15 protein-coding genes are annotated in these 14,106 nt (G+C 57.1%); 4 read left to right on the top strand and 11 right to left on the bottom strand.

The genetic code is table 11. The features are described 5' to 3' along the window. The first annotated feature begins 50 nt into the window (after positions 1–50). Both AAC620_RS07255 and AAC620_RS07250 read left to right on the top strand, forming a co-directional pair. On the top strand, positions 51–830 hold the full coding sequence (locus AAC620_RS07255) for a DUF6478 family protein (RefSeq protein ID WP_340243874.1): 780 nt from the start codon (positions 51–53) through the stop codon (positions 828–830). A 16-nt stretch (positions 831–846) separates the two neighbouring features. Continuing rightward, entirely contained in the window at positions 847–1,218 is a 372-nt protein-coding gene (locus AAC620_RS07250; protein WP_340243872.1) for a hypothetical protein, read from the top strand. On the opposite strand, the gene pheT is transcribed toward AAC620_RS07250, so the two are convergent. The 6 genes from pheT to pyk all read right to left on the bottom strand — a co-directional run bounded on the left by pheT (position 1,215) and on the right by pyk (position 7,373). Continuing rightward, positions 1,215–3,623: a phenylalanine--tRNA ligase subunit beta gene (gene pheT / locus AAC620_RS07245; RefSeq protein ID WP_340243870.1), complete on the bottom strand. Its 2,409-nt coding sequence runs from the start codon at positions 3,621–3,623 to the stop codon at positions 1,215–1,217. The two genes, AAC620_RS07250 and pheT, sit on opposite strands and share 4 nt — an antisense overlap. A 156-nt stretch (positions 3,624–3,779) precedes the next feature. After that, positions 3,780–4,850 carry a phenylalanine--tRNA ligase subunit alpha gene (pheS, locus tag AAC620_RS07240; protein WP_340243868.1) on the bottom strand — a complete coding sequence of 357 codons (1,071 nt, stop codon included), beginning with the start codon at positions 4,848–4,850 and terminating at the stop codon, positions 3,780–3,782. 155 nt (positions 4,851–5,005) lie between these two features. Next, on the bottom strand, positions 5,006–5,365 hold the full coding sequence (gene rplT / locus AAC620_RS07235; RefSeq protein WP_317657149.1) for a 50S ribosomal protein L20: 360 nt from the start codon (positions 5,363–5,365) through the stop codon (positions 5,006–5,008). A gap of 12 nt (positions 5,366–5,377) precedes the next feature. Further along, complete coding sequence (gene rpmI, locus AAC620_RS07230; RefSeq protein WP_317657150.1) at positions 5,378–5,578, bottom strand: 50S ribosomal protein L35; 201 nt, start codon at positions 5,576–5,578, stop codon at positions 5,378–5,380. A gap of 112 nt (positions 5,579–5,690) precedes the next feature. Then, positions 5,691–5,894 carry a hypothetical protein gene (locus tag AAC620_RS07225; protein ID WP_340243865.1) on the bottom strand — a complete coding sequence of 68 codons (204 nt, stop codon included), beginning with the start codon at positions 5,892–5,894 and terminating at the stop codon, positions 5,691–5,693. 30 nt (positions 5,895–5,924) lie between these two features. After that, on the bottom strand, positions 5,925–7,373 hold the full coding sequence (gene pyk / locus AAC620_RS07220; protein ID WP_317657152.1) for a pyruvate kinase: 1,449 nt from the start codon (positions 7,371–7,373) through the stop codon (positions 5,925–5,927). A gap of 195 nt (positions 7,374–7,568) precedes the next feature. Between pyk and AAC620_RS07215 the strand changes: the two genes are divergently transcribed. Together AAC620_RS07215 and AAC620_RS07210 are read left to right on the top strand one after the other, a co-directional pair. Beyond that, complete coding sequence (locus AAC620_RS07215) at positions 7,569–8,339, top strand: N-formylglutamate amidohydrolase (RefSeq protein WP_340243863.1); 771 nt, start codon at positions 7,569–7,571, stop codon at positions 8,337–8,339. A 23-nt stretch (positions 8,340–8,362) separates the two neighbouring features. Continuing rightward, the gene (locus AAC620_RS07210; protein WP_340243861.1) at positions 8,363–8,659 is read left to right on the top strand and encodes a DUF1244 domain-containing protein; all 297 of its coding nucleotides are present in this window, start codon (positions 8,363–8,365) and stop codon (positions 8,657–8,659) included. Here the strand turns inward: AAC620_RS07210 and yaaA are convergent. The 5 genes from yaaA to AAC620_RS07185 all read right to left on the bottom strand — a co-directional run bounded on the left by yaaA (position 8,656) and on the right by AAC620_RS07185 (position 14,016). Then, a complete protein-coding gene (gene yaaA, locus AAC620_RS07205) occupies positions 8,656–9,429 on the bottom strand; it encodes a peroxide stress protein YaaA (protein WP_340243859.1) in 774 nt (257 codons plus the stop codon). The genes AAC620_RS07210 and yaaA overlap by 4 nt on opposite strands. A 52-nt stretch (positions 9,430–9,481) precedes the next feature. Next, positions 9,482–11,524, bottom strand: a complete 2,043-nt coding sequence (gene recQ / locus AAC620_RS07200; RefSeq protein WP_340243857.1) for a DNA helicase RecQ — start codon at positions 11,522–11,524, stop codon at positions 9,482–9,484. Positions 11,525–11,585: 61 nt separating this feature from the next. Then, positions 11,586–12,245, bottom strand: a complete 660-nt coding sequence (locus AAC620_RS07195; RefSeq protein ID WP_340243856.1) for an HAD family hydrolase — start codon at positions 12,243–12,245, stop codon at positions 11,586–11,588. A 2-nt stretch (positions 12,246–12,247) separates the two neighbouring features. Continuing rightward, positions 12,248–12,808: a 16S rRNA (guanine(966)-N(2))-methyltransferase RsmD gene (rsmD, locus tag AAC620_RS07190; protein ID WP_340243854.1), complete on the bottom strand. Its 561-nt coding sequence runs from the start codon at positions 12,806–12,808 to the stop codon at positions 12,248–12,250. Continuing rightward, on the bottom strand, positions 12,808–14,016 hold the full coding sequence (locus AAC620_RS07185; RefSeq protein ID WP_340243853.1) for an NAD(P)/FAD-dependent oxidoreductase: 1,209 nt from the start codon (positions 14,014–14,016) through the stop codon (positions 12,808–12,810). The genes rsmD and AAC620_RS07185 overlap by 1 nt, the downstream gene beginning before the upstream one ends. Positions 14,017–14,106 lie beyond the last annotated feature (90 nt).

Here is a 14,106-nt window from a genome sequence, read left to right as displayed (position 1 = left end):
AAAGGCCCCCCTCTGACTGGGAGGGGCGGGCCAAGCTTGAGGGCAATCGGATGGGGTTCTGGCGCAGGCCGTCATTTTCGCAGGCCAGATGGATAAAATTCAACGCCGATATTACGGCTTTGAAAGCGCGGCTTGGCAAACTGTCCCTATCGGATTTGCAAAAGCGCCGCGCTGAGGCCATCGCCTATGCAAGTGATTTGATGGCGTTGGCGCGATTGGCTGATCAGGATTTACGCCGCCGCGCCATTGGAGAAGACCGCCGCCACGAGGGTTTGCCTGAAATTGCGCATTGGGGGTATCGCCCTGATGCCTTGTTTCAACCGATTGAACCCGCGACCACAGTTGCGGTGCAAAGCCCCTTTGATCTGAAAGGGGGGCTCAAGATTTTTCATGATTGCGCGCAATCAGAGATTATTTTGCGCCAAACCCCGCGCAATGATCCTCACGCAAGCGCCCCTTTTGCCATTTCCTTAGAAGTTTTTCGGTTTGATGGATCGTTTTTATCCATGGCGCTTGATGTGCCCCGTGCGCGGGCGGCGAGCGTTAAGCTGTCGGATATTCTTCAAGTTTCGCTCGATATCAGCATGGATTTCCCGATTGACCTTTATGCGCGGGTCAATGTGATCCATGGCCCGAATTCCGAGCAATTGGTGCGCAAAATGGAATGGCACAACGGCAGGCTCAGTGCCGAATTCGATATGGCCTATTCCAAAGTAAACGACAAACGGATCGAAAAAATCTGGATTGATCTGATTTTCGAGCGCCCCAGCATGAACTTATTGCAGATGGGCGATTTTCTCGTGGTGTGCATGCCGCGCGCCGAACTTTGAGTTAGGGGATCAAAGCATGACGGAACTGACGCTTGCGCGGTTGAGCCTGAAAGATGGGGTTTATGAGGCCACAGTGGCCCATATGACCCAGGACGCATTGCGCTTTGAGGCTGTTGTGAACGGGCAGATCATTGCCACCGGAACAGCCACGCGTGGCACGGGTCAAGCCTGTCTATTGCGCCTTGAGCTGCCCGCACATCTGATTGGGGCGCAGGTGCAAATTGTCGACATCCGCCACGAGACAGGGGCGGTGTTAGATCGGTTTTCTGTGGTCTGTGATCCGCAGATTGCGGGGGATCTGCGCGCTGAGTTGGACATGCTGCGCGCAGAATTTGATTTGCTGAAATCCGCCTTTCGCCGCCATTGCAGCGAAACGGGCGCAGATTAACCGCGCAAGGTTGCCCCTGTCGCCTTACCCACTTTTTCAATGATTTTGGCGGCAGTGGCTTCGATTTCGTCCTCGGTCAATGTTTTGTCGCGCGGCTGCATTCGCACAGTCAGCGCGATTGACTTGCGCCCTTCCCCAAGTGAGCCGCCGATGAATTCGTCAAAGACGCTAACATCGGTGATCAAAGCCTTATCGGCACCAAGAGCCGCATTGACCAGATCAAGGGCAGCGGTGGTGACATCGGTGACAAAGGCGAAATCGCGCTCCACGGGTTGCAGATCGCTGATTTCCAAGGCGCCACGGCTGGCCGTGGTATTTTTGGGCAATGGAATTTCAGCTGGATAAAGAACAAACCCCATCGCAGGGCCTTTCACATCCATCTCGCGCAAGATTTTGGGATGAATTTCACCAAATACGCCCAAGATTTTCTTAGGGCCAAGGCACAGAACCCCATGCCGCCCGGGATGCCACCATGGATCATCGCTGCGGATGATTTGCATCCGCGCAGGCGCACCCATGGCCGAAAGGGCAGCTTCAGCATCGGCTTTGGCATCAAATACATCTACAGCGCGGCGTGCCCCATGCGGATCACGCGGGCCTGTTTGACCAATTAAAAGACCAGCGGCCTGCGTGTGCTGTTCTTCAGGTTCCCCGCCGTGGAACGCGGCCCCCAGTTCAAACAAGGCCAAATCTGTCATGCCGCGCGCCTGGTTGCGGGCCGCTGCCTGCAAAAGGCCAGGCAAAAGCGCGGGACGCATGTGGCTCATTTCCGAAGAAATTGGATTTTCCAAACGCACCGCATCCGTGCCGCCGCCAAAGAGCGCCGCAGATTTTTGATCAATAAAGCTATAGGTGACACATTCATTATACCCCAAAGCGGCAAGGGTGCGCCGCCCCGTGGCTTCACGTTTTTGCATTGGGGTCAGTACGGCGCGGGTCACGCCTGTGCTGAGGCGGGGCAAGGGCTTTGGCGCCAGTTTGGTGAGCGAGGCGACACGCGCCACTTCCTCGACCAAATCCGCCTCACCTTGAACATCGCGCCGCCACGAGGGCACCCAAACCTCGAGCGTCTCGCCGCTGCCGCTGGCCGAAAAACCAAGCGCGGTCAGGATGCGCACCTGTTCCTCGCGCGGGATGTCCATGCCGACAAGGCTGATCACGCGCGCAGGGTTCAAGCTGTAGCTGCGCGCCGTTTTTAACGCCGCGCCCGCCTCAACCACATCTGAGGCTTCACCGCCGCAGAGATCAAGAATCATCTGCGTTGCCGCCTCAAGCCCGTCACGGGTGAATTCAGGGTCAACCCCCCGCTCAAAGCGATACCGCGCATCCGAATGGATTTTCAGATCACGCCCTGTATAGGCGATTTGCACAGGATCCCACCAAGCCGATTCAAGGAACACATTCACGGTTTCATCCGTGCATCCCGTTTCTTCACCGCCCATGATGCCCGCGATGCTTTCGGGGCCATTGTCATCGGAAATCACCATATGGCCCGCGCCGAAGCGGTAGGTTTTCTCGTCTAAGGCCAATAATTCTTCGCCACCTTTGGCGCGATGAACGCGCAAGCCGCCTTTGACCTTATCGGCATCAAAAACGTGCAAGGGTCGGTTTTGGTCATAGGTGAAGAAATTGGTGATATCGACCAAGGCGGAAATGGGGCGCAGGCCGATGGCTTTGAGCTGCGCTTGCAACCATGCGGGCGATGGCCCGTTCTTTACGCCACGGATCACGCGGCCTGTGAAATGCGGCGCGCCATCAAGCGTATCGGTGTCAATCGTCACGGAGATCGGGCAGGGGTAACTGCCTTTGACGGGGGCGACCTCATAGGGTTTCAACGTGCCAAGACCGCGCGCGGCCAAATCCCGCGCCACGCCACGCACGCCAAGCGCATCTTGGCGGTTCGGGGTGATGGCAATTTCAATCACAGGGTCAATCTTTTCTGGATCATGCTCTGCCAACCAATCGGCAAAGCTTTGACCAACCTCGCCTGAGGACAATTCGATGATGCCGTTATGTTCGTCCGAAAGCTCCAATTCCCGCTCGGAACACATCATCCCGTGGCTTTCGACCCCGCGGATTTTGCCGACCGAAAGGGTCACATCAATGCCAGGGACATAGTCACCAGGGCGCGCGACAACCACAGTGATGCCCGCACGCGCATTCGGCGCACCGCAGACAATTTGCTTGTCCCCCTCATCGGTGGCCACAGTGCAGACGCGCAGACGATCCGCATCGGGGTGCTGTTCGGCATGGGTGACGCGGCCCAGACGAAACCCTGCCAATTTCGCGGCGGGGTTTTCGACCCCTTCCACCTCAAGCCCAAGATCGGTGAGCGCATCGGCGATGTCCTCAACCGAAGCAGTGGTGTCGAGATGGGTTTTCAGCCAAGACAGCGTGAATTTCATGGCGCGGGCCTCCGTTTAAGCGGTCGGATGTCGATTAAACCACGGCGCGCGTGATTGGAAGGGTGGAATGAGGGCGCGCGCCAGCCCGGTGGGGCGGGCAGGCGCTCGCCCGGCGCCTTCGGCGCTATTCGGGCGGGGTGTGGGGATTGATCCCCCTCACCCCCGATGCAAATTCGGCATATCCAAGGCGGCAAAGCCGTAATGGCGCAGCCAGCGCAGGTCTGAATCGAAAAACGCGCGCAGATCTGGGATGCCGTATTTCAGCATCGCCAAGCGGTCGATCCCGATGCCGAAGGCAAAGCCTTGCCATTCATTGGGGTCAATCCCGCCTGCTTGCAGCACCTTTGGATGCACCATGCCTGACCCCAACACCTCAAGCCAGTCATTGCCCTCGCCCACTTTCACCGTGCCGCCTTCCCACGAGCATTGGATGTCTACCTCGGCGGAAGGTTCGGTGAAGGGGAAATGCGAGGCGCGGAAGCGGGTTTTGACCGATGTGCCGAAAAAGGCCGAGAAGAACTCCTCCAAAACCCATTTCAGATTGGCCATGGAGATATCTTTATCAATTGCCAAGCCCTCGACCTGATGGAACATCGGTGTATGGGTCTGGTCGTAATCGGCGCGATAGACGCGACCGGGTGCAATGATGCGACAAGGCGCGCCATTGGCCTCCATATAACGGATTTGCACGGGGCTTGTATGCGTGCGCAGCACATGGGGCGGGCGGTCATCCCCTTCGGCGCGGTGGGTGTAGAATGTGTCCATCTCCGCGCGGGCAGGGTGATGGCCTGGAATATTTAGCGCATCGAAATTGTAGAAATCCGTTTCAATCTGCGGGCCTTCTGCCACGGCAAAGCCCATATCCGCGAAAATCGCGGTGACTTCCTCGGTGACTTGGCTCACGGGGTGGATGCTGCCCTGACGGCGATGGCGAGCGGGCAGGGTCACATCTAGCCATTCTGCCTTGAGCCGTTCATCTAGTGCGGCATCGCCAAGCGCGGCTTTCTTCGCCACAAGCGCGCTGTTGACCTCATCCTTCAGCGCGTTGAGCGCGGGGCCTGCCACCTGACGCTCTTCGGCGCTCATCTGCCCAAGCTCGCGCATCTTCAGGCTGATCTCACCTTTTTTGCCAAGGGCAGCCACGCGCAACTCTTCAAGCGAGGCTTCGTCCGAAGCCTGAGCAATGCGATCAAGCCAAAGGTGGCGCAGGTCATCAAATGCGGTCATGGGTTTGTCTCCGTAGAATTGCCGCTTGAGCTATCACAAGAACCCTCAAATGCAAGGCCTGCAACAGGGGCAACGGCTTTTGGCTGTGTGTTGAGCAAAGAAAAACCCCCGCCAAATCGTTGGCAGGGGTTTCACTTACCAAATTTTGGCGCAGATTAGAGCGCGGCTTTCGCCTGTGCAACAATCGCCCCAAACGCTTCTGGCTCATGCACAGCGAGATCAGCCAGAACCTTGCGGTCGACTTCAATCCCTGCTTTTGCAAGGCCATTGATGAAGCGCGAATAGCTCAGATCGGCGTCAAAGCTGCGCACGGCAGCGTTGATGCGCTGAATCCACAAAGCGCGGAATTGACGCTTACGCGCCTTGCGGTCGCGGGTTGCGTATTGGTTGGCTTTATCGACCGCCTGGGTTGCAGTGCGGAAGTTGCGCGAACGCGCGCCATAATAACCTTTTGCCGCGTCAAGAACCTTCTTGTGACGGCGATGGGTGACGGTACCACCTTTTGTGCGGGACATCTCAGCGCCTCCTTAACGAGCGTATGGCATGTAGGTTTTGACGATCTTCGCGTCAGGGGCAGACAATGTTGTCGTGCCGCGCGCGTCGCGGATGAACTTGGTTGTCCGCTTGATCATGCCGTGGCGCTTGCCAGCTTGGCCAGCTTTGACCTTGCCACTCGCCGTCATTTTGAAGCGCTTTTTGGCGCTCGACTTCGTCTTCATCTTGGGCATTTTCGTCTCCTTCTTAGGCAACGTTCAAGCGCGATTCGGCATGCCACTTTTGGCCGATCGCACCGTTGGAAAGCGCCGCTTACCCCCAAAACGGTGAAAGCGCAACCCCTCTTCAGCGGAGTATAAGTGCCGCCACCTCAACAAAACTTTCTGCAAATGGCGCCCATCCGATGGGAAGACCGCCGAGGGTATAAACCGCAATCAGCATCGCCAGCCCTGCCCCCAAAACGCCCGCCGCGGTGACGTTTCGTTTGCGATTTGCCCAAGCTGAGATCACCGCAACCGCGCCAAGCCCTGCGCAGAGTGTCCCTGTCACCAAAAATAGGTTCACGAGGGGCATTCACAGTTACTCAGGATCGGCAGAATAAATCAGCCGTTCATCACAAGGGGCGACCCGCAGAATATTTGTCGTGCCTTGCACGTTAAACGGCACGCCTGCGGTCACCACAATCTGATCCGTAGCTTCAGCGAAGCCACCTTCGCGCGCGGCGCGCGCGGCGCTGATGACTGCGCCTTTGAAGCGCTCGACCTTTTCGGTCAGCACGCAGGTTGTTCCCCATGTCAAACACATCCGCCGCGCCACCCGTAAGACGGGCGTCAGGCCAATCACGGGCACGCAAGGCCGCTCGCGCGCCACAAGGGCGGCGGTGGTGCCCGATTGGGTGAAGCAGCAAATCGCTTTGATGTTGGTGGTTTCGGCGATTTCCCGCGCGGCCACCACGATTGCATCCGCAACACTGGCGCGGTTCACACGGCGGGACGCGTCAATAACTTCGCGATAGGTTTGATCACTTTCCACTTCGCGCGCGACCGCGTCCATCGTGCGAACGGCCTCAATCGGATATTGGCCCGCCGCTGACTCAGCGCTGAGCATGACAGCATCCGCACCCTCATAAATCGCGGTTGCCACATCCGAGACTTCGGCGCGGGTTGGCACGGGGCTTTCGATCATGGATTCAAGCATCTGGGTTGCCACAATCACGGGCTTGGCCGCAGAACGGCATTTGCGCACCAGACGTTTTTGGATGGGCGGCACGTTTTGCACTGGCAATTCCACGCCCAAATCACCGCGGGCCACCATGATGCCATCTGACGCGGCAAGGATTTCATCAAACGCCTTCACGGCCGCGGGCTTTTCAATTTTCGACAAGATCGCCGCACGGCCCTTCGCCAATCCACGGGCCTCTTCAACGTCAGCGGCACGCTGCACAAAGGACAGCGCCAACCAATCCACCCCCAATTCGCAAGCAAATTCCAGATCACTGCGGTCTTTTGCCGAAAGCGCCGCCAAAGGCAGCACCACATCAGGCACGTTCACGCCCTTGCGGTTCGAAATTGTGCCCGCATTCAGCGCGACACAATCGGCAAAATCCTTGCCGCATTTGGTGACACGCAGTTTAAGCTTGCCATCATTGACCAAAAGATGCGCGCCAACTTCCAAGGCTTCGAAAATTTCTGGATGGGGTAGACAAACGCGGGTCGCATCGCCCGGTGTTTTGTCGAGGTCAAAACGGAAGGCAGCCCCCTCTTCGAGATCTTGCGCGGCATCGCCCTCAAACACGCCGCAGCGTAGTTTTGGCCCTTGCAAATCGGCCAAGATTGCTATGGGCCGGCCTGTTTTTTCTTCGATACGGCGAATGATTGCATGGCGGGCGGCGATGTCATCCTGCGTGCCGTGACTCATATTAAGGCGGAACACATCCGCGCCTGCTTCGAACAGCGCCTCAATTGTCGCTTCGTCACTGGAGGCAGGCCCCAATGTGGCAACAATTTTCACATTCCGCATCCGTTTCATCCGATCTTCCCCTCTGGCCGCTCTCTTGGTCTGGTTCTGCTTTGCGCGAATGTTAGCGCTCACATCTTGCGCCTCTTATAGACGAAGCGCGCATAAGAGCAATCTATCTTCAATTCGAATTGATGACCTAGCCCTTTGTCAGTTCGATTGATATTCAACCCCAATCTGACAAACAAGTGTGAGCATTCCGTGACGATGGCCAAGTCAAACCTGCAAATATCGGATCCTGATTTTGTGCCCGTCACAGTCGAGGGGGAAATGCGTCCCTCTCGTTGGGTAATTTCGGTGGATCATGCGTCCAATACGGTGCCGCCTTGTGTCAACGGCGGTGATCTTCAAATCGCGCCCGAAGATATGGCGCGCCATATCGCCTATGATGTCGGTGCTTTGGGTGTCGCGCGCCATTTGGGTGTGCTGATGGATGCGCCCGTTGTCGCCTCGACTTTTTCACGTTTGGTGATTGATCCCAATCGGGGCGAGGATGATCCGACCTTGGTGATGAAACTGTATGATGGCACCATCATTCCGACCAATCGCCATGTAGACGAAGTTGAAGTTGAGCGCCGCTTGGCGAAGTTCCACCGCCCCTATCACAACGCTTTGGCCCAAGTGATTGCCGCGCGGCCCAACCCTGTGCTTTTGGCCGTGCATTCCTTTACCCCGCAATTCCGCGGTCGCGCCCTGCGCCCGTGGCAGGTTGGGGTGCTCTATGCACAAGACACGCGCTTGGCTGCGCCACTGCTTGATCTATTGCGTGGCGAAGCGGATCTTTGTGTGGGTGATAACCAACCCTATTCAGGGGCCTTGGGTGGGGATGCAATGGATCGCCATGGCCTACAGACAGGGCGACCCCATGTGTTGATTGAATTGCGCAATGATTTGATTGAACGCCCTGAGGATCAAAAAGCATGGGCCGTGCGATTGGCCCCTTTGCTTGACCAAGCCCTTCGGGATGCCCAAGTTTAGCGTAAGATAAAGGAGAGGGCAGAATGGATCAGCAGACCCGCACCGAACTTGAAGCCGCCGCATTTCGCCGCCTGTTGGCGCATCTTGATAGCCGCAAAGATGTTCAGAATATTGATATGATGAACCTGACAGGGTTCTGCCGCAATTGCCTCTCGCGGTGGTATCAAGAAGCGGCTGAGGCACAGGGTCTTTCCATCGACAAAGAAACGGCCCGCGAAGCAATTTACGGAATGCCCTATGACGATTGGAAAGCGCAGTATCAATCCGATGCCAGCGCCGCGCAATTGGCGGATTTCGAGAAGAACAAACCCGCCGATTAGGCCGCCTTTGCAGCGGCCTCATCCCGCAGGAAAGTCGGCTTTTCTGCTGTGCTGAGCTCTGGCGCGAATTTATAGCCGCCAAGATCAAAATCCTTGAGGCCTTCAGGGTCGGTGATGCGGTTTTCAACAATAAACCGCGCCATTGCACCGCGTGCCTTTTTCGCGAAAAAACTCACGATTTTTGGCCCTGCGGGTTTGTCCTCCATGAAAACGGGGGTGATGACCTTCAGGGCGAGGCTGCTTTCATCCACCGCGCCGAAATATTCGACCGAGGCGCAGTTAACCAAATATGTGCTGCCAGTGGCTTGTGCTTGCTCGTTTAAGGCTTGTGCCAAACGATCGCCCCAATAGGCATAGAGGTTGGCCCCTTTGGCGTTTTTCATGCGGCTGCCCATCTCAAGGCGATAGGGCGCAATGGCGTCCAGCGGGCGCAGAACACCATAAAGCCCCGATAAAATTCGCAAATGGTCTTGGGCATAGCGCAATCCATCGTCAGAGAGGCTTTGCGCCTCTAGTCCCGTATAAGTGTCCCCTGCAAAAGCATAGATTGCGGGGCGCAGATCGGTTTCGGCCTCAAAATTCTGGAACCTCTCATGGTTCAGCCTTGCCAAATCGTCAGAGATGGACATCAGCTTTTTCAGATCAGCGGGATTCAGTTTCTTGGCCACAGCCGCCAATTCGCGCGCGTTCGCGGCAAAGGCAGGTGTGGTTGTGGCTGCCTCTTGCGCAGCCCAATCAAGACGCTTTGCGGGGGAAATGACGACCAGCATATCAAACCTCCTGAACCAGAACTTGACCCTAACTTAGGGTTAGGCGCGGTGATTATCCACCCGTGCGCAAAATTTCGAGAAAAGCGTCACCAAATCGTGCGATACGCTTTTCATCGAGAATCCGTGACAGGCTCTGCGCATCTCGCGGACGCATTTGCGCAATTTTCGCGATTTGCGCAGCGGTGCAGCTTAAGGGTTTTTCGGTGTTATCTGCCCCGTAATAGAGCCCCGCCTGACATTCGAGCAATTGATCATAGAGATCAGCCCCTGCCTGCCCCGCCAATTTGCGGCGTGCAGGATGTAGTTTGGCGCTGCTTTCCCCTGTAATGATGGCCAGAAAATCCGCGCCATAGCGTTCCAGTTTAACTGCGCCTACGCCTGAGATGCGTGCCATAGCGTCAAGGTCTTGGGGCCGCGTTTGCGCCATTTCGATCAGGGTTTTGTCGGTGAAAATGACATAGGGTGGCACGCCGCCCGCCTCGGCCAATGCACGGCGCTTGGCCTTCAGGGCAGATAATAGGGGCGCATCATCCTCGGAAACGAGTGATTTGACCTGTGGTTGGCGCGTTGTTTTTTGCACCGTATCGCGGCGCAGTGTGATGCCCTGTTCGCCGCGTAATATCGGTCGCGCGGCCTCAGTCATCCGCAAGGCCCCCATCCGTGTTGGGTCGGGCCGCACCAAATCATGGCCCATCATTTGCCGAAAAACGGCTGACCATCCGCGCGTATCAAATTCGCGCCCGACCCCAAATGTGGGCAAACTGTCATGGCCCCGCTCGCGCACTTTTTCGGTGGGATTGCCGACCAGAATATCGGTTAGGTGGCCAACGCCGAAACTTTCGCCTGTGCGCAAAATTGCCGATAGCGCCTTTTGAACGGCCTCGCCCGCTTCGAATAACGCGGGCGGGGTTTGGCACAGATCGCAATTCTGGCAAGGCGCGCTATCTTCCCCGAAATAACGCAGCAAGACCTGCCTGCGGCAAGAAATAGCCTCGGCCAAACCCAAAAGCGCGTTCAGCCGTGCGTGATCCGCCGCTTTGCGGTCTGGCGGGGCAAGCCCCTCGTCAATTTGGGTGCGGCGAAATCGGATATCTTCGGGGCCATAGAGTGTGAGCGTGTCCGCAGGTGCGCCATCGCGACCTGCGCGCCCGATTTCTTGGTAATAGCCTTCAATGGATTTGGGCAGATCGGCATGGGCCACCCAACGGATATCAGGTTTATCGACCCCCATTCCAAAGGCGATGGTGGCAACCACAACCAAACCATCCTCATTGGCAAAGCGGCTTTCAACGATGCGCCGATCTTCGGCCTCCATCCCGCCATGATAAAAGCAGGCATTGTGCCCCGCCTCGCGCATGGCTTGTGCCAAGGTTTCTGTCTTTGCGCGTGTGCCACAATAGACAATGCCTGACTGTCCTTTGCGCGCTGCTGCAAAAGATAAGATTTGTTGGCGTGGTTGATTTTTCACCTCGAAGGCAAGGCTCAGATTTGGCCTGTCAAAGCCGCGCAAAAAAGTTTGGGGGGCTTGGCCATCAAAGAGCCGCGTGACAATCTCGGCACGGGTTTCGGCATCCGCTGTCGCGGTAAAGGCCGCAAGCGGCACATCAAGGCTGCGCCTGAGCGCGCCAATTTTCAGATAATCAGGCCGAAAGTCATGGCCCCACTGGCTCACACAATGGGCTTCATCCACGGCAATCAAGCTGACATTCGATTTTGCCAAAACCCGCTCCATCCCGCCCGAGGCCAAGCGTTCTGGCGCGATGTAGAGAAGTTTCAATTCGCCTTTGGACAGACTGTCCCAGACCGCATCGGTTTCTTCGGCGGTATTGCCTGAGGTGAGCGCGCCTGCATTGATCCCTGCTTCGCGCAAGCCCCGCACTTGGTCTCGCATCAATGCAATCAGGGGCGAAATGACCAAGGTTACGCCATCACGCATCAAGGCTGGCAGCTGAAAGCAAAGGGATTTCCCCCCACCTGTCGGCATAATGGCAAGGACGTTTTCACCTTTGGCCACGGCCTCGACAATCTCCGCCTGTCCAGGGCGGAAACTTTGGAAGCCGAATACACGGGATAAAAGGGCCTCTGCGCTGCTCATGCCTGATTATTTTTTTGCTGCTTTGGCCCTTCTGTCCCATATCGGGGCCAAAGGCACAAGGTTAAGGCAAGCGCAAAAGCGCAGGCAAATCTGCCATATCGTGGAACACATAGGCCCCTTCCGCAGCAAGGCGCGCGCCGTCATCATGTTCCGCATAGCCAAAGCAAGGAATATGCGCCCGCGCGGCCGCTTTTGCGCCTGTGGGGCTGTCTTCGATCACTGCGGCATGGGCGGCATCGCCCCCCATTTTCTCAGCCGCAATCAAAAACAAGCGCGGATCAGGCTTGGCCACGCCAAGCGTATGGGCCGAAAAGCGATTGCCCTCAAAGCGGCGCGCGAGCCCCGTTGCGCCAAGGGTAATCTCCATCTTTTCCTCGCTGCCATTTGAGGCCACGCAATAGGGAATATCTGCCGCCTCTAGCCGATCAAGCACGGCTTCGATTCCGCGAACTGATGGCAGGCCTTGGCGCAGGCGCGCGTAAATATCGCCGTAAATCTCATCAATCCAATCTTTGGGTAAGTCGGCCCCCAATTCGCGCGCGCGGGTCTCTACCCCCCGCATGGTGCCGCCCACAAAAAGCGTCATGCAATCGGCAAGTGACACCTGCAAACCATAACGCGCCAGATTGTCGACCAAGATTTGGTTTGTGATTGGCTCGCTATCCACCAAGACGCCATCGCAGTCGAAAATCACAAGATGAGGGGCAGCAGAGAGGGACATGATTAAAATCTTTGGGCTAAGGTAATCAGCGTGCCACCATAGCTGCGCTGATCAAGAAGGGTGAATTCTGGTGGCAAAACAGGGGGGCTGCTTTCCTCCCAAACCACAATGGCCTCGGGCGCGATCCAACCGCCCGACAGGGCTGCGGCAAGGGCTGCTTCACCCATGGATTTTCCATAGGGCGGATCAAGGAAGATAAGGGTCGAGGGGGGCAATGTCGCGCGCCCCAGTTTGAGCGCGTCCATTCGGTGAATGTGGGTTGTCGCTTCGGCGCGGCAGGCAGTGACATTCTCGCGCAGAATGGTGTTTGATTTCGCGCCGTTCTCCACGAATTGCACATAGTCCGCCCCTCGGCTCAGTGCCTCCAATCCCAAGGCGCCCGTCCCCGCAAAAAGATCAAGGACGCGCGCCTCTGATACAAGATTTCCGCGCGCCCCGTTGATCAAAAGATTGAACAGGCTTTCGCGGACGCGGTCAGAGGTCGGTCGCAAATGTGCGGCCAGATCACCCGCGCCAAGCTCGGCCAATTTCTTGCCGCGCAATGTCCCGCCAATAATCCGCATCAGCGCAGGAGCGATTTTATATCGCCGCTTGTATCTTGAATGGCTGCGGCATCGGGGCTTTTGCCCGCCTCTATCAATCGCTTGCCGACCATATAAGCGCGGGGGTCATTCATCGCATCCACCGCCAAGAGCGTGTCGCCCTGATAATACCAATGCGAGCGCGCACCCTCGCCATTGTCGCGAATGACAATGCGATCATAGCCCGTGTTCAATCCTGCGATTTGCAGTTTCGTGTCATATTGATCCGACCAGAACCAAGGCTTTGGGACATAAGGTGTTACAGCCCCAAGCATGTTACAGGCCACGGCCTCAGCCTGATCTATCGCGTTTTGCACCGATTCAAGGCGGATACGTTCCCCCCGATAGGGTAGGCTTGTGCAATCCCCAGCGGCCCAAATATGCGGAAGCGAGGTTGCCCCCATCTCGTCTGTTGCGATCCCCCGATCCAGCGCAACCCCTGCGGCTTCGGCCAGTTGGGTTTCGGGTATGATCCCTATGCCCACCAGAACCAAATCCGCCGCCAAAGTCTCGCCCGAGGTGAGATGCACCGCCTGCACCACATCGGTGCCACTGAGCCGATCAAGCCCCACGCCTTCGCAGATGGTGACACCATTGCCCTCATGCAAGTCGCGGAAATAGGTGGCGGTTTCTTCACAAGCGACACGGCCTAAGATGCGTGGGGCGGCCTCGATCACGGTAACCTGCATCCCGCGCTTGGCGCAGACTGCGGCGGCCTCTAAACCGATATAACCGCCTCCGATAATCACAGCGCGTTTGCCGTCCTCCAATAGGGGCGCGAGCCTGTCGGCATCATCCATGCTGCGCATGGTCAAGACATTACCCAAACCGCCCCCTTGTTCGGCACTCAGGCGGCGGGGTTCTGCGCCCGTGGTAAAGGCAAGTTGGTCATAGGTGAACACCGCCCCCTCAGCCGTGGTGATGCTTTGTGCTGCGGCATCAATTTCGGTGATGGTCTGCCCAAGATGCAGGCTGATGTTCTGATCGGCGTAGAAGGTTTCAGGGCGAAGAAAGAGGCGTTCTTTCGGGCTTTCTCCCAAGAGATAGGCCTTTGACAAGGGCGGGCGCTGATAGGGGGGCACGCGCTCTCGGCCAAAGAGCGCAATTTCGCTCTCATACCCTTCGCTGCGCAGTTTTGCGGCAAGCGCCGCCCCTGCCTGCCCGGCCCCAATAATTGCAATCCCTGCCATTTGCGCGCCCTTCGTCAGATTTGGTCTGGCGTTGTTTCGGCTTCACCCTATATGGGCGGATAGGATTTGCAAGAAGCGAGGGAAGTAAAA

Source organism: Roseobacter sp. HKCCA2468, from assembly GCF_037805105.1.
Taxonomy (GTDB): domain Bacteria; phylum Pseudomonadota; class Alphaproteobacteria; order Rhodobacterales; family Rhodobacteraceae; genus M30B80.
This window is presented reverse-complemented; position numbering and strand designations above follow the sequence as displayed.

Bases quoted from the DNA above. Each gene is read 5' to 3' on its own strand.
- AAC620_RS07250 (WP_340243872.1), top strand. From the start codon at position 847: ATGACGGAACTGACGCTTGCGCGGTTGAGCCTGAAAGATGGGGTTTAT.
- pyk (WP_317657152.1), bottom strand. From the start codon at position 7,373: ATGAAACGGATGCGGAATGTGAAAATTGTTGCCACATTGGGGCCTGCC.
- rpmI (WP_317657150.1), bottom strand. From the start codon at position 5,578: ATGCCCAAGATGAAGACGAAGTCGAGCGCCAAAAAGCGCTTCAAAATG.
- recQ (WP_340243857.1), bottom strand. From the start codon at position 11,524: ATGAGCAGCGCAGAGGCCCTTTTATCCCGTGTATTCGGCTTCCAAAGT.
- rsmD (WP_340243854.1), bottom strand. From the start codon at position 12,808: ATGCGGATTATTGGCGGGACATTGCGCGGCAAGAAATTGGCCGAGCTT.
- AAC620_RS07210 (WP_340243861.1), top strand. From the start codon at position 8,363: ATGGATCAGCAGACCCGCACCGAACTTGAAGCCGCCGCATTTCGCCGC.
- yaaA (WP_340243859.1), bottom strand. From the start codon at position 9,429: ATGCTGGTCGTCATTTCCCCCGCAAAGCGTCTTGATTGGGCTGCGCAA.
- rplT (WP_317657149.1), bottom strand. From the start codon at position 5,365: ATGTCCCGCACAAAAGGTGGTACCGTCACCCATCGCCGTCACAAGAAG.
- AAC620_RS07255 (WP_340243874.1), top strand. From the start codon at position 51: ATGGGGTTCTGGCGCAGGCCGTCATTTTCGCAGGCCAGATGGATAAAA.
- pheS (WP_340243868.1), bottom strand. From the start codon at position 4,850: ATGACCGCATTTGATGACCTGCGCCACCTTTGGCTTGATCGCATTGCT.
- AAC620_RS07195 (WP_340243856.1), bottom strand. From the start codon at position 12,245: ATGTCCCTCTCTGCTGCCCCTCATCTTGTGATTTTCGACTGCGATGGC.
- pheT (WP_340243870.1), bottom strand. From the start codon at position 3,623: ATGAAATTCACGCTGTCTTGGCTGAAAACCCATCTCGACACCACTGCT.
- AAC620_RS07215 (WP_340243863.1), top strand. From the start codon at position 7,569: ATGGCCAAGTCAAACCTGCAAATATCGGATCCTGATTTTGTGCCCGTC.
- AAC620_RS07185 (WP_340243853.1), bottom strand. From the start codon at position 14,016: ATGGCAGGGATTGCAATTATTGGGGCCGGGCAGGCAGGGGCGGCGCTT.